General features: G+C 72.6%; 12 protein-coding genes. 5 read left to right on the top strand and 7 right to left on the bottom strand.

From position 1 onward, the window contains the following. Window positions 1-13: 13 nt before the first annotated feature. The 3 genes from cydB to OHA91_RS19470 all read left to right on the top strand — a co-directional run bounded on the left by cydB (window position 14) and on the right by OHA91_RS19470 (window position 6,431). Window positions 14-1,015 (top strand): cytochrome d ubiquinol oxidase subunit II, encoded by a 1,002-nt coding sequence (cydB, locus tag OHA91_RS19460; RefSeq protein ID WP_031156122.1) that lies wholly within the window; start codon window positions 14-16, stop codon window positions 1,013-1,015. 82 nt (window positions 1,016-1,097) lie between these two features. Further along, window positions 1,098-4,655 carry a thiol reductant ABC exporter subunit CydD gene (cydD, locus tag OHA91_RS19465; protein WP_031156125.1) on the top strand — a complete coding sequence of 1,186 codons (3,558 nt, stop codon included), beginning with the start codon at window positions 1,098-1,100 and terminating at the stop codon, window positions 4,653-4,655. 24 nt (window positions 4,656-4,679) lie between these two features. Further along, a complete protein-coding gene (locus tag OHA91_RS19470) occupies window positions 4,680-6,431 on the top strand; it encodes a GAF domain-containing sensor histidine kinase (protein WP_051893576.1) in 1,752 nt (583 codons plus the stop codon). Between the two features lie 19 nt (window positions 6,432-6,450). Here OHA91_RS19470 and OHA91_RS19475 read toward each other — a convergent pair whose 3' ends face one another. Continuing rightward, window positions 6,451-7,338: a Cof-type HAD-IIB family hydrolase gene (locus OHA91_RS19475; RefSeq protein ID WP_031156127.1), complete on the bottom strand. Its 888-nt coding sequence runs from the start codon at window positions 7,336-7,338 to the stop codon at window positions 6,451-6,453. Between the two features lie 125 nt (window positions 7,339-7,463). Here OHA91_RS19475 and OHA91_RS19480 point away from each other — a divergent pair, with 125 nt between their 5' ends. Then, complete coding sequence (locus OHA91_RS19480) at window positions 7,464-8,369, top strand: LLM class flavin-dependent oxidoreductase (protein ID WP_031156129.1); 906 nt, start codon at window positions 7,464-7,466, stop codon at window positions 8,367-8,369. A gap of 61 nt (window positions 8,370-8,430) precedes the next feature. Here OHA91_RS19480 and OHA91_RS19485 read toward each other — a convergent pair whose 3' ends face one another. The 3 genes from OHA91_RS19485 to OHA91_RS19495 form a co-directional block, all read right to left on the bottom strand. Beyond that, complete coding sequence (locus OHA91_RS19485) at window positions 8,431-11,448, bottom strand: tetratricopeptide repeat protein (RefSeq protein WP_266499502.1); 3,018 nt, start codon at window positions 11,446-11,448, stop codon at window positions 8,431-8,433. After that, complete coding sequence (locus OHA91_RS19490; protein ID WP_266499505.1) at window positions 11,445-13,349, bottom strand: HSP90 family protein; 1,905 nt, start codon at window positions 13,347-13,349, stop codon at window positions 11,445-11,447. The genes OHA91_RS19485 and OHA91_RS19490 overlap by 4 nt, the downstream gene beginning before the upstream one ends. Before the next feature lie 146 nt (window positions 13,350-13,495). Next, entirely contained in the window at window positions 13,496-14,035 is a 540-nt protein-coding gene (locus tag OHA91_RS19495) for an RNA 2'-phosphotransferase (protein ID WP_031156136.1), read from the bottom strand. Window positions 14,036-14,180: 145 nt separating this feature from the next. On the opposite strand from OHA91_RS19495, the gene OHA91_RS19500 reads away from it, so the two are divergent. Next, window positions 14,181-14,960, top strand: coding sequence for an aquaporin (locus OHA91_RS19500; RefSeq protein WP_266499509.1), 780 nt, complete (start codon window positions 14,181-14,183; stop codon window positions 14,958-14,960). Window positions 14,961-15,152: 192 nt separating this feature from the next. Here the strand turns inward: OHA91_RS19500 and OHA91_RS19505 are convergent, their stop codons facing one another. From OHA91_RS19505 to OHA91_RS19515, 3 genes are all read right to left on the bottom strand, one after another. Further along, on the bottom strand, window positions 15,153-16,067 hold the full coding sequence (locus OHA91_RS19505; RefSeq protein ID WP_031156139.1) for a MerR family transcriptional regulator: 915 nt from the start codon (window positions 16,065-16,067) through the stop codon (window positions 15,153-15,155). Between the two features lie 171 nt (window positions 16,068-16,238). After that, the gene (locus tag OHA91_RS19510) at window positions 16,239-18,020 is read right to left on the bottom strand and encodes an SDR family oxidoreductase (protein WP_031156141.1); all 1,782 of its coding nucleotides are present in this window, start codon (window positions 18,018-18,020) and stop codon (window positions 16,239-16,241) included. Window positions 18,021-18,025: 5 nt separating this feature from the next. Continuing rightward, complete coding sequence (locus OHA91_RS19515; RefSeq protein WP_037633589.1) at window positions 18,026-18,898, bottom strand: M24 family metallopeptidase; 873 nt, start codon at window positions 18,896-18,898, stop codon at window positions 18,026-18,028. Window positions 18,899-18,992 lie beyond the last annotated feature (94 nt).

Raw genomic sequence — 18,992 nt, forward strand, 5'->3', positions numbered from 1 at the left:
AGGAGAACGCACCATGGAGCTCCACGACGTCTGGTTCGTGCTGATCGCCGTTCTGTGGATCGGCTACTTCTTCCTGGAGGGCTTCGACTTCGGCATCGGCGTACTGACCAAGCTGCTCGCCCGCGACCGCACGGAGAAGCGGGTCCTGATCAACACGATCGGGCCCGTGTGGGACGGTAACGAGGTCTGGCTGCTCACGGCCGGCGGTGCGACCTTCGCCGCCTTCCCCGACTGGTACGCCACCCTCTTCTCCGGCTTCTACCTGCCGCTGCTGCTCATCCTGGTCTGCCTGATCATCCGGGGCGTGGCCTTCGAGTACCGGCACAAGCGCCCTGACGAGAGCTGGCAGGCCAACTGGGAACACGCGATCTTCTGGACCTCGCTGATCCCCGCGTTCCTGTGGGGCGTGGCCTTCGCCAACATCGTGCGCGGAGTGAAGATCGACCAGGACAAGGAGTACGTCGGCAGCTTCCTCGACCTGCTCAACGTCTACTCGCTCCTCGGCGGACTGGTCACCCTCACGCTGTTCACCTTCCACGGCGCGGTCTTCGCCTCGCTCAAGACCGTCGGTGACATCCGGGACCGGGCACGCAGGACGGCGACCGTGCTGGGGCTCGTCACCGCCGTGCTGGCGCTGGTCTTCCTCACCTGGACGCAGGCCTCGCGCGGCGACGGGAAGAGCCTGATCGCGATGGCCGTCGCGGTGCTGGCCCTCCTGGGGGCGCTCGGCTCCAACCTGGCGGGCCGCGAGGGCTGGTCGTTCGCACTGTCCGGGATCACCATCGCGGCTGCCGTCGCGATGCTCTTCCTGACGCTCTTCCCGAACGTGATGCCTTCCTCGCTCGACCCGGCCTGGAGCCTCACGGTCACCAACGCCTCGTCCAGCCCGTACACGCTGAAGATCATGACCTGGTGTGCCGCCGTGGCCACTCCGCTCGTGCTGCTCTACCAGGGCTGGACGTACTGGGTGTTCCGCAAGCGGATCGGGACGCAGCACATCGTCGACGCGCACTGAGCCCAGTGCCGGTGGACGCGCCCGCGTCCTCGCGCCACCTGACCCGCCGGCCCGGCCGGCCCTCCCCCGGAGGATGTTTCACGTGAAACCGATCGACCCGCGCCTGCTCCGGTACGCCCGGTCCACCCGCCTCTTCCTGGGGGCGGTGGTGGCCCTGGGGCTCGCCGGGGCGGGGCTGGTCGTCGGTCAGGCGATGCTCATCGCCGAGATCGTGGTCGGCGCCTTCGAGCAGGGCCTCGACGGCGAGGCGCTCCGTTCGCCGCTGTTGCTGCTCGCGGCGGTGGCGCTCGGCCGCGCTCTGATCGCATGGCTGACGGAGCTGGCCGCGCACCGTGCCAGTGCGGCGGTCAAGTCGGAACTGCGGGGCCGGCTGCTGGACCGGGCCGCGGAGCTCGGGCCCGGGCGTCCGGGCGGGCAGCGGACCGGATCGCTGGTGTCGCTGGCCACCCGGGGCGTGGACGCGCTCGACGACTACTTCTCCCGCTACCTGCCCCAGTTGGGGCTCGCGGTCGTGGTGCCGGTGGCAGTGCTCGCCCGCATCGTCACCGAGGACTGGGTGTCGGCGGCCATCATCGTGGTCACCCTCCCCCTCATCCCGGTTTTCATGGTCCTCATCGGCATGGCCACCCAGTCCCGGATGGACCGCCAGTGGCGGCTCCTGTCGCGGCTGTCGGGGCACTTCCTCGACGTGGTGGCCGGTCTTCCCACCCTGAAGGTCTTCGGCCGGGCCAAGGCGCAGGCCGAGTCCATCCGCAAGATCACCGACGACTACCGGCGGGCGACGATGCGGACGCTGCGCATCGCCTTCCTCTCGTCCTTCGCCCTGGAACTGCTGGCGACCCTGTCGGTCGCGCTGGTGGCCGTGACCATCGGCATGCGACTGGTCCACGGCGAACTCGACCTCTACACGGGCCTGGTCATCCTGATCCTGGCGCCCGAGGCCTACCTGCCGCTGCGGCAGGTGGGAGCGCAGTACCACGCTGCCGCGGAGGGGCTGGCGGCCGCCGAGGAGATCTTCGAGGTCCTGGAGACCCCCGACGCCGGGCCGGCCGGTACGGCGGAGCTGCCGGGCGGCGCTCCCCTGCGGATCGAGATCGACGGGGTCGCCGTCCGCTACGAGGGCCGGGACGAGGACTCGCCCCGGCCCGTCTCGCTGACTGTCGGACCGGGGGAGTGCGTGGCCCTCACCGGCCCGAGCGGCGCCGGCAAGTCCACGTTGCTCCAGGTGCTGCTGGGGTTCGTGCGGCCGACCGCCGGGCGGGTGCGGATCGCGGGCGTGGACCTGGCCGAGCTGTCGCCGGAGCACTGGCGGGAGCGGATCGCGTGGGTGCCCCAGCGGCCGCACCTGTTCGCCGGCACCGTCGCCGAGAACGTACGGCTGGCCCGGCCCGCCGCCCGTGACAGCGAGGTGACCGCCGCCCTGAAGGACGCCGGCGCCTGGGAGTTCGTGTCCGCGCTGCCGCGCGGCGCCGAGACCCTGCTGGGCGAGGGCGGCGTGGGGCTGTCCGCCGGGCAGCGGCAGCGGCTGGCGCTGGCGCGGGCCTTCCTGGCGGACCGGCCGGTGCTGCTGCTGGACGAGCCGACGGCTGCACTGGACGGCGAGACCGAGGCCGGGATCGTGGACGCGGTCCGGCGGCTTTCCTCGGGACGGACGGTCCTGCTGGTCGTGCACCGGCCGGCCCTGCTCGCCGTCGCGGACCGGGTGGTCCGCATGACGGCCGGTCCCGTTCCCGACGGGTCCGGCGCACTCCCCCGCGCCGCAGGGTCCGCGGCGGACGCCGAAGAGCCGGCCGCCGGTGGCCCGGGCCCCGATGCCGGTGAGTGGATCCTCGGCGCCGCTCCCGAGCGGCTGCGGCTCGGCGGGACGCCGTCCGACGCGGGCGGAGCCGATCCGCTGCGCCGGGTGCGGGCGGTGGCCAGGGCATGGCAGGGACGGTTCAGGCTGGGGCTGTTGCTCGGGTCACTGGCCGTCGGCTGCAGCGTCGGCCTGATGGCCGTGTCGGGCTGGCTGATCTCAAGGGCCTCCGAACAGCCCCCCGTCCTCTATCTGATGGTGGCCGTCACCGCGACCCGGGCCTTCGGAATGGGCCGCGCCGTCTTCCGGTACGCCGAACGGCTCGTCTCGCACGACGCTGTCCTGCGGATGCTCGCCGACCTCAGGGTGTCCGTGTACCGGCGGCTGGAGCGCATCGCACCCGCCGGGCTGCGCGAGCACCGGCGCGGGGACCTGCTGGCCCGGCTGGTCGCCGACGCCGACGCCCTGCAGGACTACTGGCTGCGCTGGCTGCTGCCCGTCGGCACCGCGGTACTCGTCGGAACGGGCTCCGTCGCCTTCACCACATGGCTGCTGCCCGAGGCCGGGGCCGTACTCGCCGTCGGCCTCCTCGCCGCCGGCATCGGGGTCCCGCTGGTCAGCGGCGCCTGCGCCCGCCGTGCGGAGCGCAGGCTCGCCCCGGCACGGGGCGAGCTCGCCACCCGGGTGGCGGACCTGCTGACCGGTACTGCGGAGCTGACCGTGGCCGGGGCGCTGGCGGACCGCAAGGGCCGGGCTCGGGAGAGCGACGGCGTGCTGACGCGCATCGCCGCGCGGGGCGCCGCCGCGGGCGGGCTGGGCGGCGGGCTGTCCGCCCTCGTCTGCGGGCTCACGGTCGTGGCCGCCGCGGCCGTTGCCGCGGACGCCGTCCACGACGGACGGCTGTCCGGGGTCGCCATGGCCGTCGCGGTCCTGACACCCCTCGCCGCCTTCGAGGCGGTGACCGGACTCCCCCTCGCCGTCCAGTACCGCCAGCGGGTGCGCCGTAGCGCCGAACGGGTCTACGAGGTCATCGACGCGCCCGTCCCCGTCGCCGAGCCGAAGCAGCCTGCCGAGGCGCCCGCCTCGCCCTTCCCGCTGAGGCTGGCCGGGCTGTGCGCCCGCCACCCGGGCCAGGAGCGTGACGCGCTGCACGGACTGGACCTCACCCTGGAGGCCGGCCGCCGCATCGCGGTCGTCGGTCCCTCGGGCTCCGGCAAGACCACGCTGGCCCAGGTCATGCTCCGGTTCCTGGACCCGGCCGAAGGCTCCTACCGCCTGGGCGGCGCCGACGCGCGCACGCTCGACAGCGACGACGTACGGGGGCTGGTCGGCCTGTGCGCCCAGGACGCGCACCTCTTCGACAGCTCGGTGCGGGAGAACCTCCGGCTGGCCCGCACCGGGGCGAGCGAGGAGCAGCTGAGGGACGCGCTGGCCGCGGCCCGGCTGTTGGAGTGGGCGGACGGCCTTCCGGACGGGCTGGACACGCTGGTCGGCGAGCACGGCGAGCGGATCTCGGGCGGCCAGCGCCAGCGCCTGGCCCTCGCCCGGGCCCTGCTGGCGGACTTCCCCGTACTGGTCCTGGACGAGCCGGCCGAGCACCTGGACCTGGCCACGGCGGACGCCCTGACCACGGACCTGCTGGCCGCGACGGAGGGCCGCACCACCGTGCTGATCACGCACCGGCTGGCCGGCCTGGAAGCGGTCGACGAGGTCCTCGTGCTGGACCGCGGCGAGGTCGTGCAGCGCGGCGGGTACGCGGAGCTGGCCGCGGTCGAGGGGCCGCTGCGCCGGATGCTGGAGCGGGAACGCGCAACGGACGGGACTTTGGCCAACTTTCCCCTCTAATGGGGACTAACTACTCTCAAGGACATGTCAGCGCAGCCGTCGCAGCAATCACCAGATCCCCTGCCGGATCCATCGCAGGGGACACCGGACCCCCTGGTCGCCGGCACCGAGGCCGCCAAGAGCCTGCACGGACTGTCCACCGAGCTCACGGCGCGGGTACCGCAGCTGCTGGAGGCCATGCGGTCGGTCGGCACCGGGCTGGAGCTGCACTCCACGCTCGACCGCATCTGCGAGACCGCGGCAGAGCTCGCGGGCGCCCGCTACGCGGCGATCGGTGTCGTCGACACGGAGGGCCGAGGGCTCTCCGACTTCGTCACCCACGGCATCAGCCCGGAGGTGTCCCGGAAGATCGGACACCGTCCGGACGGGAAGCGGGGCCTGCTGGGAGCGTTGATCGCGCACTCCGACACCGTGCGGCTCGCCGACCTGACGAAGGACCCGCGCTCGGCGGGCTTCCCGGCGCACCACCCGCCCATGAAGACCTTCCTCGGAGTCCCGATCCGCGTGCAGGGCGAGATCTTCGGCAACCTGTACCTCGCCGAGAAGAACGGCGGCGTCGAGTTCAACGACTACGACGTCCACATGGTCCGGGTGTTGGCCACCGAGGCGGGCATCGCCATCGGCAATGCCCGGCTGTACGAGGCGGCCACCCAGCGCGAGCGCTGGATCGACGGCTCGGTCGCCGTCACCACCGCCCTGCTGTCCGGCGGGGACGCCGACGACGCCCTCTCGGTGGTGGCCGAGCAGGCCCGCCGGCTGGCGGACTCCGCCGCCGGGATCGTCCTGCTGCCGGCCGAAGAGGGCGGGATGGAGATCGTCGCCGTATCCGCGGAGAACCCGGCCACCTCGCTCGGAGTGGTGCTCCCGGGCGAGAGTCCGGTCGTCGACCATCTGTTGCGCGGGGAGCCGGTCTTCACGGACGACGCCTCGGCGGACCCCCGCATGATCAGCCGGCTCACCAGCCAGTACGGCCCCTGCATGATGCTGCCCCTGCACAGCGGTGGGCGGGTGCTGGGCGCACTGGTCACGCCCCGTGCGCGGGGCAAGCGCCCCTTCACCGAGGCCGAGCGGACCCTGGCCACTCAGTTCGCCTCGCAGGCGGCGCTCGCGCTGATGATGGCCGAGGCGCAACGCGATCGGGAGCGGCTGGCGGTCTTCGAGGACCGCGACCGGATCGCCCGTGACCTGCACGACCTCGTCATCCAGCGGCTGTTCGCGACCGGGATGATGCTGGAGGGCGCCCAGCGCCGGTCGATCGTCCCCGAGGTACGCGACGGCGTGGGCAAGGCCGTGGACGAACTGGACGTGACGATCCAGGAGATCCGCACGGCGATCTTCGCTCTCCAGCAAGGGCCTGCGGAGGCCCCGTCAGGGCTGCGCACCCGCGTCCTGCGGGAGATCAACATGGCGGCCGTTCCGCTCGGCTTCAAGCCCGCGCACCGCTTCCTCGGGCCGGTCGACACGGTCGTCGGCGAGCTGGTCGGCAAGAACCTGATCGCCGCGTTGCGCGAGGCGCTGTCCAATGCCTTCCGGCACGCCGACGCGTCCCGGATCGAGGTGGTCCTGGACTGCACCGTCACGCTGCCCGACGGTAGACCCGGAGTCCGGCTGGAAGTCGCCGACGACGGGGTGGGCATCCCCGAGAGCGGCCGGCGCAGCGGCCTGCGCAACCTGCGGCGGCGGGCGGAGTCGCTGGGCGGCACGAGCTCCTACGGCCCGGGCATCGGGGAGGCCGGCGGCGGGACCACCCTCGTCTGGGAGGCCCCGCTCCAGTAGTGCTGCGTTACGCGGCAGCCTAGGCCTGGTGTCCTGCGAGGCGTTCGGCCAGGATGCGCTCGATGACGAGGGCGACCCCGTCCTCGTTGTTGGCGACCGTACGGCCGGACGCGGCCGCGATCACATCGGGATGGGCGTTGCCCATCGCGTAGGAGGTGCCGGCCCAGCTGAGCATCTCCACGTCGTTCGGCATGTCCCCGAAGGCGACGACCTCGGCGGGGGAGATGCCCCGCTCGGCGCAGCACAGGGCCAGGGTGCTCGCCTTGGACACGCCGTGCCCGCTGACCTCCAACAGGGAGGTGGGGCTGGACCGGGTGATCGACGCGTATGTGCCGGCGGCGGAGCGTGCCAGTGCGAGGAACTCGTCCGGGGCGACCTCGGAGTGGTGAGCCAGAAGCTTGAGAACGGGTGCGGCACTTTCGTCCGTGTTCTCGTGGAGTAGCTGCTCGGCGGTCGCGAGCCTGGCGCCCGGATCCTTGAAGAAGGGCGGGTAGGCCGGCTCGTAGTTGATGCCGGTGGTCAGCTCGACCGCGAAGGACGTGCCGGGTGCCGCCGCGCGCAGGGCCTCGACGACGGATAGTGCGGCCGTCCTCGGAAGAGCCCTGACCTGTACGAACTCCCGCCCGGCGTGCAGGTCGACCACCGCCGCGCCATTGGCGCAGATCGCGAGGCCGTGGCCGTGGACATGGTCGGCGACCACGTCCATCCACCGGGCGGGGCGGCCGGTGACGAAGAAGACCTCGATTCCCGCCTCCTCCGCGGCGGCGAGTGCGGCGACGGTGCGCGGCGAGACGGACTGGTCATCGCGCAGCAGGGTGCCGTCGAGGTCGGTGGCGATGAGCCGGGGCGTGGGGGTTTGCCCGTCCGGGCACTGAGGAGCCGAGGTCACGGCTCCATCTTCGCCCATGGGAGGGGAGGACCGGACCATGATCAAGCCAGGCTGCCGCGGCGGGCTGTGGGCGATGTTTCACGTGAAACATCTCTGCGGCTCGATGTTTCACGTGAAACATCGACCCGCCGTAGGCTCGATGCATGAGTCTGCGTCTGAGCACGGTGATCCTTCCGGTACGTCGATGGCACGAGGGGGGTCGGGACCAATGGCTGCGCGCCGAGCAGCTCGGCTTCCACACCGCCTACACCTACGACCACCTGTCGTGGCGGACCTTCCGCGACGGCCCCTGGTTCGGTGCGGTGCCCACCCTGACCGCGGCGGCCGCCGCCACTGAGCGGATGCGCCTCGGCACACTCGTCACCTCGCCGAACTTCCGCCACCCGGTGACCCTCGCCAAGGACCTCATCACCCTCGACGACGTCTCGGGCGGCCGTGTCACGCTCGGCATCGGCGCCGGTGGAAACGGGTTCGACGCGACGGCCCTGGGCCAGGAGGCCTGGTCCCCGCGGGAGCGCGCCGATCGCTTCGCCGAGTTCGTGCCGCTGCTGGACCGGCTGCTGACCGAAGGCTCCGTGAGCCACGAGGGCACCTTCTACTCCGCAGAGGAGGCCCGCAACATCCCCGGCTGTGTTCAGGGACCGCGGCTGCCGTTCGCGGTCGCCGCGACCGGACCGCGCGGTCTGCGGCTCGCCGCCCGGTACGGCCAGGCGTGGGTGACCACGGGTGACCCGAAGCTCTTCGAGAACGGCACGCCCGAGCAATCGCTGGAGGCACTGCGCGGACAGCTCGAACGGCTCGAGAAGGCCTTCGTGGAGATCGGCCGGGACCCCGAGCCCATGGAGAAGATCCTGCTGACCGGCTTCACGCCCGAGGCCAACACCGTGCTCGCGTCCGTGGATGCGTTCGTCGACTTCGCAGGCCGGCACCGCGAGCTGGGATTCACGGAGCTCGTGATCCACGCACCGATCCCGGACTCCGACTTCGCCGCGGACGAGGCCGTCTTCGAGGAGATCGCCACCGAGGCCCTGGCGCAGCTCGACAGCTGATCCACCGGTCGTCGCCGCTCCCGGACGGAGCGGCGACGACCGGTGCGGGACACCGGGTTCCCTACCCGTCCCGGCCGTTCAGCTGCGTCAGCAGCCGCTCGGCGGAGGGCAGGAGCCAGTCCGGCACATCGTCCTCGGGAAGCGCCCGTGCCTCGTCGATCAGCGCGGTGACTCGGGCCGCACCCGCTTCCGCGTCGCCGCGCTCCTGCTCCGTCCAGGCCGCGTTGTTCAGGCACTGGAACCGGTCCCGCAGGTGGTCCGGGCCGAGCTCCGCGTAGGTCCGGCCGGACCGGTCCCACAGCTCGATCTCCTCCCGGCGCAGTGCGTCGACCTGCGCCGGGCTCAAGGGGGCCGTCCGGGCCGGATCCGTGTCCTGGTCCCCGTCGGCTTCCCGGGCGGTGGCGACGTACCGGTCGAGCACCTGGGCCAGCTGGTGCCAGGTCTGGGCGAGTTCGGACCGCAGGGCAGGCACTTCGGGATCGGCGGCGAGGGCCGCCTCCAGTACCGCCGCGGCCTCCCCCATGCGTCCCCGGGCAAGATCCACCGTGGTGGCGGTGATCTCATCGCGCAGACCCAGCCAGGCCAGGGAGCGCAGAACCCGCACCTCGGCGACGGGGTCGGTGGCCGTCCTGCGGTGCAGCTCCAGGGCCCGTTCGTAGGCGGCGACAGCCTCCTCGGCCAGCCCCGCGTCGTCCAGGGTGTCGGCGGCCGACTGCGCCAGGCTCGCCTGCGGCCGGGGGTCCTCCCAGCCCTTGGTCACCTCCGCCGCCAGCAGGTACTGCTCCGCCGCGGGGCGGAGCTCGCCCAGCCGGCGCAGCAGGTCGCCCAGGAACTCCCGTACGAACACGGTCTGCCCGTCGCCGTGCTCCAGCAGGTCCGGCAGGGCCGACTGCAGTACCTCGGCGGCTTCGGCGGTGCGCTCGTTGCGCGCGTACGCCCTGGCCAGCAGCAGCCGGGCCTGCGCACCGCCGTCGGCCCCGAGGCCGGCCCGGTCGAACCAGTGGGCCGCGGTCAGCGCGTGCGCCGCGGCCTCCGCCGTCTCGCCCCGCCGCAGCAGGATGTCCGCGAGGGTCAGCCGTACGACGCCCTGCGCCTCGGCATCGGTCAGTTCGGCGGCATGCTCCAGCCCGGACCGGGCCGTCCGCTCCGCCTCCTCGGCGCGGTCCAGCGACATCAGCACCCCGGCCCGCAGCACCAGGGGGTCCACCGCCTGCCAGGGGCGACCCGCCGCGAGCGCCCGCGCGGCGCTCGCCGCCAGCATCGGCAGGGCCCGCTCCGGGTCGCCCTGTGCCAAGGTCACCCGGCCCAACATCTCCTCGGCCTCCGCCACCAGGTCCGGCGCGGCTTCCTCGTGGGCGGCGATGAAGGCCGTCAGTTCGGCGGCGAACTCACCATGACCGTGCTCCTGGTCCCCTTCCTGGGGATGGCCGTGGTCGTCGTGCCCGCCCGGGCCGGCGGCCTCCACCGTGCGCAGGTACGACTCCAGCCGGATCGCCGACAGCTCCGCGAGGGCGATCCGCCGCGCCCGCAGCGGCTCGGCGTGGTCCAGAGCCTCGGCGGATCGCAGGGCGGCCCGCAGCAGGCCGCGGACCTCGGAGGGCGCAGCCGCGGACTGAGCGGCCGCGCCCGCCATCCGCAGCTCCGCGAGCGCCGCCCGCTCCGCCCGGCCGAGCGCCCGGTACTCGTCCCGGACGGCGGCCAGGAGTTCGCGCGCCTCCGGCGCCCCGCCCCGCGCCGCGGCCAGCGCCTGCTGGTCCGCGAGGTCCGCACGGACCAGCGCGTCAGTCCCCGGCTGTGCGTCCAGCCGCAGGGCCACCTCGGCCCACAGCGCGTCCGCACCCGGATGGCCCAGGTCCCGGGCACTGCGGGCCCGCGCCACCAGCTCGGTGAACCCGGTGGGCGTCGTCACGTCCGGCCCCGGAACGGCGGGAGCGGCTTCCGCAGTGGCGGTGGCCGGCCGGGGCAGCCTGGTGCTGCGCACCCCCAGCGGCAGGTCCGCCGTCAGCGGCTCCCGGACGACCCGGGCGAGGAACCGGTCCGAGACCCGCGTGGTGCCGTTGCGCGCGTCGAACTGCCCGGCGATGTCGAGGCAGCCCGCGTAGAGCGCCTCGTACAGCCCGGAGACGGTTCGGGGGGTGCCCTCGTAGGAGACGGCCGGGAGATCCCCGTGCCCCTCTTCCCCCAGGCGGTGCAGCAGGACGAGGATGCCGCCGTGGAAGGCCAGCCGGTCGTCGAGGTTCGCGAGCGGCGCCACGTGGGAGGCGTGTTCGGCCAGGATCTCCAGGCCGCGCGAGGTGTTGCCGGTGAGCGCGCAGAACTCGATGTGCTTGCCGACCGACGGCAGCAGGCTCTCGTTGCCGCGGGCCATGCGGTAGCCGCGCAGGTGATTCGAGCGTGCCTTGTCGGTCCGGCCGAGCCGCAGCAGCGGCAGCAGCGAACTGGCGAGGACGCGGTGCGGCTCCTCGGCGCAGACCAGCTCCCCCGTGAGGACCGGCTGCCACAGTTCCAGGGCCTCGGCGTCGTCGCCCTGCAGGACGGCGTAGTGGCCCTGGCCCCCGAGTTCGCAGGCCTGGCAGTCGCTCATGTCGTCGCGCTCCGCCGCCAGCCAGCTCCGGAAGGCGCGCTCCGCGCGCTCGTCGTCGCCCGTGGCATGGGCCAGCCACAGTTCGGCGTCGCGCACCGGCCGCTCGCTGTATCCGGCGAGCCGGTAGCGGCGCTCCATCTCGTCCAGCCAGCCGGTCGCCGAAGCCAGCGGGATGCCGGGCGAGTCGGCGATGGCCGTGGCCACCCACTTGAACTGCCAGAACAGCGAGTGGGTCTCCCATTCGGAGAAGGCGGCCGGGTCCTTGTCGTACTCCTGCAGCAGACGCGCGAAGGGTACGAGGATCTTCGGCGACTCGGAGCTGTAGAGGTAGGCGTTGATCAGGTTGTCGAGGGCCTCGCGGAACAGGGCCCGGTCGCCGCCGGCCTCGGCCGCGCCGGCCAAGGCCTCCGCGTGTGCGTTGCGCGCGGCACCGTTCGGCGCCTCGCGGTTCTCCGCCAGGCCCCGCACGATCTCCTCGTGCGTCAGGGTCGTCACTTCTGGTCCTCCTCGCCGTCACGGGCATCGGTGGGGTGCGCGGTGGAGTGCGTCGCCCACTCCAGGAGGCCGAGGAAGGCCCGGTTGAGCAGGGCGGAGTCGGCCGGGCGCAGCGGCCGCTGGGACATCAGCAGCGCCTGCCCGTAGAGCGATTCGACGGCGGTGCCGGTCAGTGCCTCGTCCTGCAGGCCGGAGATCCGGCGGATCAGCGGGTTGTTGTGGTTGAGGACCAGGCGGGCGCGGGGCGCGGATCCACGCAGCGCCCCGAGGATGCCGCTCCACAGGGAGTCGGCGCTCTCCATCGCGGCGGTGCGGTCGCGTTCCTGGCGGGCCTGGCGGTCGTCCAGGTAGAGCGCGGGCACGGTGACGGGCTGGAAGGCGCGCAGCACCACGTCGCAGCTCTGGGCTTCGAGGCGGCTGCGCGCGGTGGCCAGGAAGGGTGCGAGCGCCAACTCGGCCGCGGTGGGCACCGGGTCGAGCCGTTCGGTGACGGCTCCGGCGTCCAGCTCGGTCACCTTGAGTTCCGGCCGTACGGAGGGCAGCAGGGCCAGCAGGTCAGCGTCGTAGGTGTAGCCGGCGTTGATGACGCCGAGGCCGTGGGCCGCTGCGATCGGCGCGATCTGGCGGAACTCCTCGACGGTGCGCGTGAAGTGGATGTCGGTGTGGGCCGCCGCGAACTCCTGCAGGCTCATCGAACCGGCGCTGGTCTCGAACGGCAGCCACGGCAGCATCAGCCCCAGCAGTTCGGAGTCGTGCCGGGCCATGGACTTCACACCGAGGTGGTGGACCCGCAGGAACGCGGCCAGGCGGTCCGGGTCGCTCGCCGCGAGCTCGGCGAGCCAGCCGCGGATGCGGGCGCCGAGGGCTTCCCGTACGGCGGAGAGGGTCTCGTCGTCGTACAGGTTCTCGCGGGAGGCGGTGGGCCGCAGGGTGTCCGTGTCGATGACGGCGCGGACGAAGAACGCCCAGTCCGGCAGCAGGTTGTCGGCCCGCTGTGTCAGCAGCATCCCCTTGAGGTGGACGCGGTGTCCGGCCCGATGGGCGGGGCTGGTCGGGTCGGGCAGGACGTACGCCACCCCGCGCACGCCGGCGACCGGCAGGTCGAGGTCGATGCTGTCGAGCGGGGTGAAACCGAAGAGCTCCGCGCAGTGCCCGGCCAGTGCGACGCGGCGGGCGGCGGGGGTGGGGAAGGCGCGCTCCCACACGGCGGGCCGGTCGGTGACGGGGCGAGGCTCGCCGCCCTCGCCGTCGTCGAAGGTGATGTCGTAGGGGAGCAGGGAGCCGTAGTCGCGGGCCAGTTCCTCGACCTTGGCCGGGACGGTCCATTCCGCCGCACCCGGCCTGGCTTCCAGGACGACGGTGGTGCCGGGCTCGGGGCGGGCCGCGTGGGGCAGTTCGCGCACCGTGTAGGAGCCGTCGTCGGTGGCCAGCCATTCCACGGGTGCGGCCTGGGGGTCGCGGGCGGACCGGGTGACCACGCGGATCTGGCGGGCCACGACGAAGCACGCGAGCAGTCCGATTCCGAACTGGCCGAGGAACTCGCGGCGGGTGGCCTCCAGGGCCTGGTCGTGGAGCTCGTCCCCGCTGCCCCGCTTGGAGCTGCGGCCGATGGTGGCGAGGAAGGAATGGGCCTCGGCGGCGGTCAGGCCGATGCCGCTGTCCTCGATGGTCACCCGGCCGCCGGAAGCCGACAGCCGGATGCCGGTCCGTGCCTCCGGGTCGATCGCCTGGCGTGCGGTGACCGCGTCCACCGCGTTCTGCAGGAGCTCGCGGACGTAGACGCGCGGGCTGGAGTAGAGGTGGTGGGAGAGGAGGTCCACCAGACCGCGCAGATCCACCTGGAAGCTGTGGGGCGCGGACGCGGGTGTGGACATGGGTGTGGACGTGGGTGTGGACGTCATGGGGCGTCACCTCGCGTGCAGGCGTGAATGGTTCGGCGATCGCGAGGTCCCCCCCTCACTGATCCCGGAGTGGGACACACATTAGGGGGATGGTCCGACAATCTCCGCGCGATTTCAGGCGTCCGCGCAAGGGCTGTTGGGCCGGGCTACTGGAAGCGCAGGAACTGCGGCGGCACGGCGTCCACCAGCCACACCCCGTTGGCGCTGATCCGGAAGACGTGCCCGGCCGCACGCATCGCCCCGGCGTCCACGCTGAGGACGACGGGCCGGCCGCGGCGCGCGCCGACCCGGGTCGCGGTCTCCCGGTCGGGGGACAGGTGCACGTGGTGGCGGGCCATCGGGCGCAGACCCTCGGCGCGGATCGAGTCGAGGGCGGCGGCCACGGTGCCGTGGTAGAGGTACGCGGGCGGTTCGGCCTCCGGAAGGTCCAGGTCCACGGCCACGGTGTGCCCCTGGCTGGCTCGGATGCGGGTGCCGTCGACGGCGAACCGCTGCTTGTCGTTGGCGGCCACGACGTGGTCGAGCTCGGCGCGGCTGAAGTGGAAGCCGTGCGCTGCGGCGGCGCTCAGCAGATCGTCGATCTCCACCCAGCCGTGGGGATCGAGCGCCAGTCCGATCCGTTCCGGCTGGTGCCGCAGGTGTTTCGAGACGTACTTGGACACCTTCACGGTGCGTCTTTCATCCATGAACCCCAGCGTGCCCGCTCGTGAGGCCCTCCGGCAGGGATTTTCGGCGGCCGTGCGGCGGTGGACGGCCGGTGGACACCCTCTATCGCCATTCCGAGATGCGGAATATATTTTCCATTGCCACTTCTGCCCTGGGGGAGAAACCATGACAGTCCATACCTCTCTGCCACGCCGTGCGGCTGCCGAGCTGATCGGGACCGCCGGCCTGCTCGTGGTCGTGATCGGCTCCGGGCTCAAAGCCGCGGAACTCAGCCCCGACACCGGTGTCGCCCTCATCGCCAACTCGTTCGTGTCGGCCATCGGCCTCGGGCTGATCATCACCCTCTTCGGGCCGCTGTCCGGAGCCCATCTCAACCCGGTGGTCACCCTCACCTCCTGGTGGGTCCGCCGTGCCGGCGGCAAGGGGCTCGGCGGCCGCGAGGTGCTCGTCTACGTCGTGGCCCAGACCGCCGGAGCCATCGGCGGCGCTGTCCTCGCGGAGGCCATGTTCGGCCGGACCCCGGGCACCTTCGCCACCCAGGCGCTCGACGGGGGCCACCTGCTCGTCGGCGAGGTGATCGCCACCGCCGGCCTCGTCCTCGTGATCCAGGGGCTGGGGCACATCGGGCGCGACAGGCTCGTTCCGGCGGCGGTGGCGGCGTACATCGCGGCCGCGATCTGGTTCACCTCCTCCGGCTCCTTCGCCAACCCGGCCGGCACCATCGGGCGCAGCTTCAGCGACTCCTTCACCGGCATATCGCCCGGGTCGCTGCCGGGCTTCGTCGCGGCCCAGCTCCTCGGCGGGATCCTCGGTCTGGCGCTGGCGGCCTTCCTCTACGGAACCCGGGCGAAGGACGCTGCCGCGCCCGAGGTCACCGACGCCCGCGAGCCCGAGCCGCCGGCGGGTGTCGGCCCCGACCGGACCGTGTACCAGGCCGTCGGTTGAGACGCCGTCTCAGTTGCCCACAGGAAAAGGTGACTTGTCCACAGCCGTTTGGGCGGGTTTTGACGACAAACGCGTGATCCGCCCTGTGGAACCTGTGGACCAATTCCGTTCAGGCGCTGCGGGTCGGCGGGTCTACGGATCGCCCCCGCTATCGGCCGCCCGGCTACGGGCCGCCTCGCCACGGGCGCACGGCTACCGGTCACCCCGGCGCGCCAGATCATTCATCGTCCGGGCCTGGAGCTCCCGCTCCGTCGCGGCCCGCACGAACTCCGCCACGTGCTCGGCGCCGACCAGCTCCTGCACCGCCCGTACCGTCCCGGCCGGCAGCGCCACCGGTGAGGGGCCCGTCGGCTGCGGCCCCCCGGCCGCTCCCAGGTGCCGCTGGAGGTGTCGGGTCGCGAAGAGCCGCATCGCCCGCGCCAGCTCCGCGTCCACGGTCTGCTGGGCCAGCGGCCGCAGCCGCCGGACCATCGTCGCCGCCTCCGCGGCGTCCGCGTCCGTGGGCGGCACCTGCCCGAGGTAGCGCGCGAAGACGTGCTCGGTGGTGAACTCCAGGAACCGCGAGGCGATGTGCTCCACCTGGCCCCGCAGTTCCCGGAGGTGTCCGGTGATGGCCGCGAGCGGCACCCCGGCCGCGTACAGCTCGGCCGCCACCGCCAGCTCTTGCGGGGACGGCACCAGGAACTGGTCCGGGCGCCCCGGGACCCGCTCCAGCACGCCCAGGTCGCAGGCCTCGCTCACGGCGTCGTCGTCCGGCAGGCCGCCGAACCGTTCGTTCAGCTCGTCCCGGCTGATCCGGACCGCCTCCTCGTCGGTCCACGGCCCGTGCACCTCGGCGACCAGCCCCAGTACGCCGCCCAGCCCGCGCCCCGCGTCCCAGGCCTCCAGCAGCTCTTTGATGGAGGCCAGGGTGTAGCCGCGGTCCAGGAGGTCGGCGATCTGGCGCAGCCGCGCCAGGTGCGTGTCCCGGTAGACGTTGGAGCGGCCCCGCCGCTCGGGCTTGGGCAGCAGACCGCGGTCCTGGTACGCGCGGATCGTGCGCACCGTCGCTCCGCTGTGGTGCGCCAGATCCTCGATCCGGTACTCGGCTACCGCCTGATCGGACAATCCCGGCTCCCTACGACATCGCGGCTCGGCCGACCGCGCCGGCTGCGGCCCGGGCGGCAGGTGGAGCCGCAAGGTACTCGACCGCCCTGCGCAGCGAGCCCTCCTGCGAGGGATGGTACGACCGCAGGAAGGAGCGGGGTATGGCCGTGCCGGGCTCTCTCGGGCCCCCGCTCACAGCCGGGGCTCCAGCCGTGCGATGCGCCGCAGGGCGCGCGGGGTGAAGCGGGACATCCACAGGGCGCCCTTGGACTCGGGCGTGACCGGCACGACCGCCTCGTTGCGGACCACGGCGCGCAGGATCGCGTCGGCGACCTTCTCCGGCGGGAAGTTGCGCAGGCCGTACAGCCGCGAGGAGCGTTCCTGCCGGCGCTTCTCCTCGGCCTGGTCCACCCCGGCGAAGCGCGAGGTGGCGGTGATGTTGGTGTTGACGATGCCGGGGCAGATCGCGGAGACGCCGATGGACTTCGAGGCGAGCTCCGCGCGCAGGCATTCTGACAGCATCAGCACCGCGGCCTTCGAGGTGCTGTAGGCGGGCAGGGTGCGGGAGGGCAGATAGGCCGCGGCGGAGGCGGTGTTGACGATGTGCCCGCCCTGACCGCGTTCGGCCATCTGCTTCCCGAAGATCCGGCAGCCGTGGATGACCCCCCACAGATTGACGTCCAAGACCTTCTTCCAGTCCTCGGCAGTGGTGTCGAGGAAGGCCCCCGACATGCCGATCCCGGCGTTGTTGACCAGGACGTCGACGATTCCGTACTCGGCGGCGACCTTCGCCGCCAGCTTCTCCATCGCCTGCTCGTCGCTGACGTCCACGCACTCCGCCCAGGCCTCGGAGGCGCCGACGAGGCGGGCCATGTCGGCCGTGCGCGCCGCGCCCTCCGCGTCCCGGTCCACAGCCACCACCCGTGCTCCCGCCTCGGCGAAGGCGAAGGCGGTGGCCCGGCCGATGCCGCTGGCCGCGCCGGTGACCAGGACCAGCTGGCCGCCGAATCGGTCGGCGTACTTGGCCGGGGCCTTCTGCTCGGGTGCCCGCGAGGTCGGCTCCTCCCGGGCCGTGACGAACTCGGCGATCCAGGAGGCCAGCTGGTCGGGCCGGGTCCGGGGTATCCAGTGCTTGGCGGGCAGGGTCCGCCGCAGCAGGTCCGGGGCCCACCGCTCCAGGCCGTCGTAGAGCCGCTCGGACAGGAAAGCGTCCCCGGTCGGAGTGATCAGCTGCACCGGCACGTGGGCGTAGGCGTCGGAGCGCGGCCGGCGCAGCCTCGGGCGCACGTTGTCACGGTAGAGCCAAGCGCCGTGGGCAGCGTCCGAGGGCAGCGAGGCCGTCGGGTAGGAGCCGGCCGGCACCTTCTCGACGCGCTGCAGCATCTGGGGCCACCGCTTGCCGAGCGGTCCGCGCCAGGCGAGCTCCGGCAGGACGGGCGTGTGCAGCATGTAGACGTACCAGGACTTGGCGCCCTGACCGAGCAGCTGCGCCGCCGCACGCGGGGTCGGCCGCGACACGCGCTTCTTGATCCAGTGCCCGAAGTGATCCAGGGAAGGCCCCGACATCGAGGTGAAGGACGCGATCCGCCCCTCCGTACGGCCGACGGTCGCGAACTCCCAGCCCTGTACGGAACCCCAGTCGTGGCCGACCAGGTGTACCGGCCGGTCCGGACTGACCGCGTCCGCCACCGCCAGGAAGTCGTCGGTCAGCTTCTCCAGGGTGAAGCCGCCGCGCAGCGGCTGCGGCGCGGTGGAGCGCCCGTGGCCGCGCACATCGTAGAGCACGACGTGGAAGCGGGTCGCGAGCCGCTCGGCGACCTCCGTCCAGACCTCCTTGCTGTCCGGGTAGCCGTGCACCAGCAGCACGGTCGGGCGGCCCTTCTCGCCGAGCTCGACCACGCACAACTCGATCCCGCCGGTGCGCACCCAGTGTTCCCGCGCACCCGCGAGTTCCGCCGCTCCTGATCCGGTCATGCCGCTCATGCTGCCCTCTCCTCCTCGGCCCAGCGCCGCACGTGCGGCAGATCGTCGTCGAGCCAGAACGCGCTCTCCTCGGGGTCCCGTGAGTCGGTGACCACGAGGATCTCCTCGAACTTCGCGCCGGTGCCCCGGAAGCCCAGGTGCGGTTCCACCGCCCACAGGCCGGGCTGCGGCGGGTGGTCGGAGAAGTGGTACGGGCTCCACAGCGGGGACCAGCCCTCACGGTGCCCGTGCAGGGCGTCACTCGCCAGCCCCTTGAGGGACTGGGCGCCGAATCCGAACGCCGTCGGCGACCAGCGTCGCTCCTTCACCCGGCCGATCTTGTGGGCGATCACGCCGAAGGGGTAGGCGCGGTGCCGGTTGGCGTACCCCTGCCGGTTCATCAGCCGCTCGACGTCCTCGTAGATCTCCCGCAGCGAGCGGCGCTCGCGCACCTGCTCCAGGATCAGCACCCGGTGCGCCTGCAGATCGGACATGAGCCGGTCCTGCACCGGATTCAGGCCCAGACTGCCCGAGTAGCCGATGTCCGCCGAGAAACCCTTGTAGACCGGCGCCATGTCGAGGATGAACGGCATGCCCGGCTCCAGCCGCCGGTTGGTCGGGAAGAACTGGAGCGGGATCCGGAAGTTCGCGAAGGCGGTGCGGTCCCCGAACCAGGCGAACGGCAGGTGGAACCAGTCCCGCACCCCGCGGTCGCGCAGCCACTCGCGCTGCATGCGCGCGGCCTCGCGCTCGGTCACTCCGGGCCTCAGCTGGGCCGCGACCGCCTCGGCGCACTCGTACGAGAGGCGCTGCACCTCTCTGAACCCGCTCAGGTCGGCGGAGAGCCGTCCGGAGTGCCGCGCGGTGCGTTGCCTGGTGTCCCCAGCCATGTCAGCCCGTCCATCCGTGTAGCCGTACGCGCCCGTAAGTTGACACTGATGAATGTGACAATGACCGGAGATCACGTCAAGGGTCGTGCACGGA

This window comes from Streptomyces erythrochromogenes (genome assembly GCF_036170895.1).
Lineage (GTDB): Bacteria > Actinomycetota > Actinomycetes > Streptomycetales > Streptomycetaceae > Streptomyces > Streptomyces erythrochromogenes.

What these genes read in the sequence shown, in the direction of transcription:
- OHA91_RS19475 (WP_031156127.1), bottom strand. Translation starts at nt 7,338, where the DNA reads ATGGGCGAAGATGGAGCCGTGACCTCGGCTCCTCAGTGCCCGGACGGG.
- OHA91_RS19515 (WP_037633589.1), bottom strand. Translation starts at nt 18,898, where the DNA reads ATGGCTGGGGACACCAGGCAACGCACCGCGCGGCACTCCGGACGGCTC.
- OHA91_RS19500 (WP_266499509.1), top strand. Translation starts at nt 14,181, where the DNA reads ATGACAGTCCATACCTCTCTGCCACGCCGTGCGGCTGCCGAGCTGATC.
- OHA91_RS19470 (WP_051893576.1), top strand. Translation starts at nt 4,680, where the DNA reads ATGTCAGCGCAGCCGTCGCAGCAATCACCAGATCCCCTGCCGGATCCA.
- OHA91_RS19480 (WP_031156129.1), top strand. Translation starts at nt 7,464, where the DNA reads ATGAGTCTGCGTCTGAGCACGGTGATCCTTCCGGTACGTCGATGGCAC.
- OHA91_RS19510 (WP_031156141.1), bottom strand. Translation starts at nt 18,020, where the DNA reads ATGACCGGATCAGGAGCGGCGGAACTCGCGGGTGCGCGGGAACACTGG.
- OHA91_RS19495 (WP_031156136.1), bottom strand. Translation starts at nt 14,035, where the DNA reads ATGGATGAAAGACGCACCGTGAAGGTGTCCAAGTACGTCTCGAAACAC.
- cydB (WP_031156122.1), top strand. Translation starts at nt 14, where the DNA reads ATGGAGCTCCACGACGTCTGGTTCGTGCTGATCGCCGTTCTGTGGATC.
- OHA91_RS19490 (WP_266499505.1), bottom strand. Translation starts at nt 13,349, where the DNA reads ATGACGTCCACACCCACGTCCACACCCATGTCCACACCCGCGTCCGCG.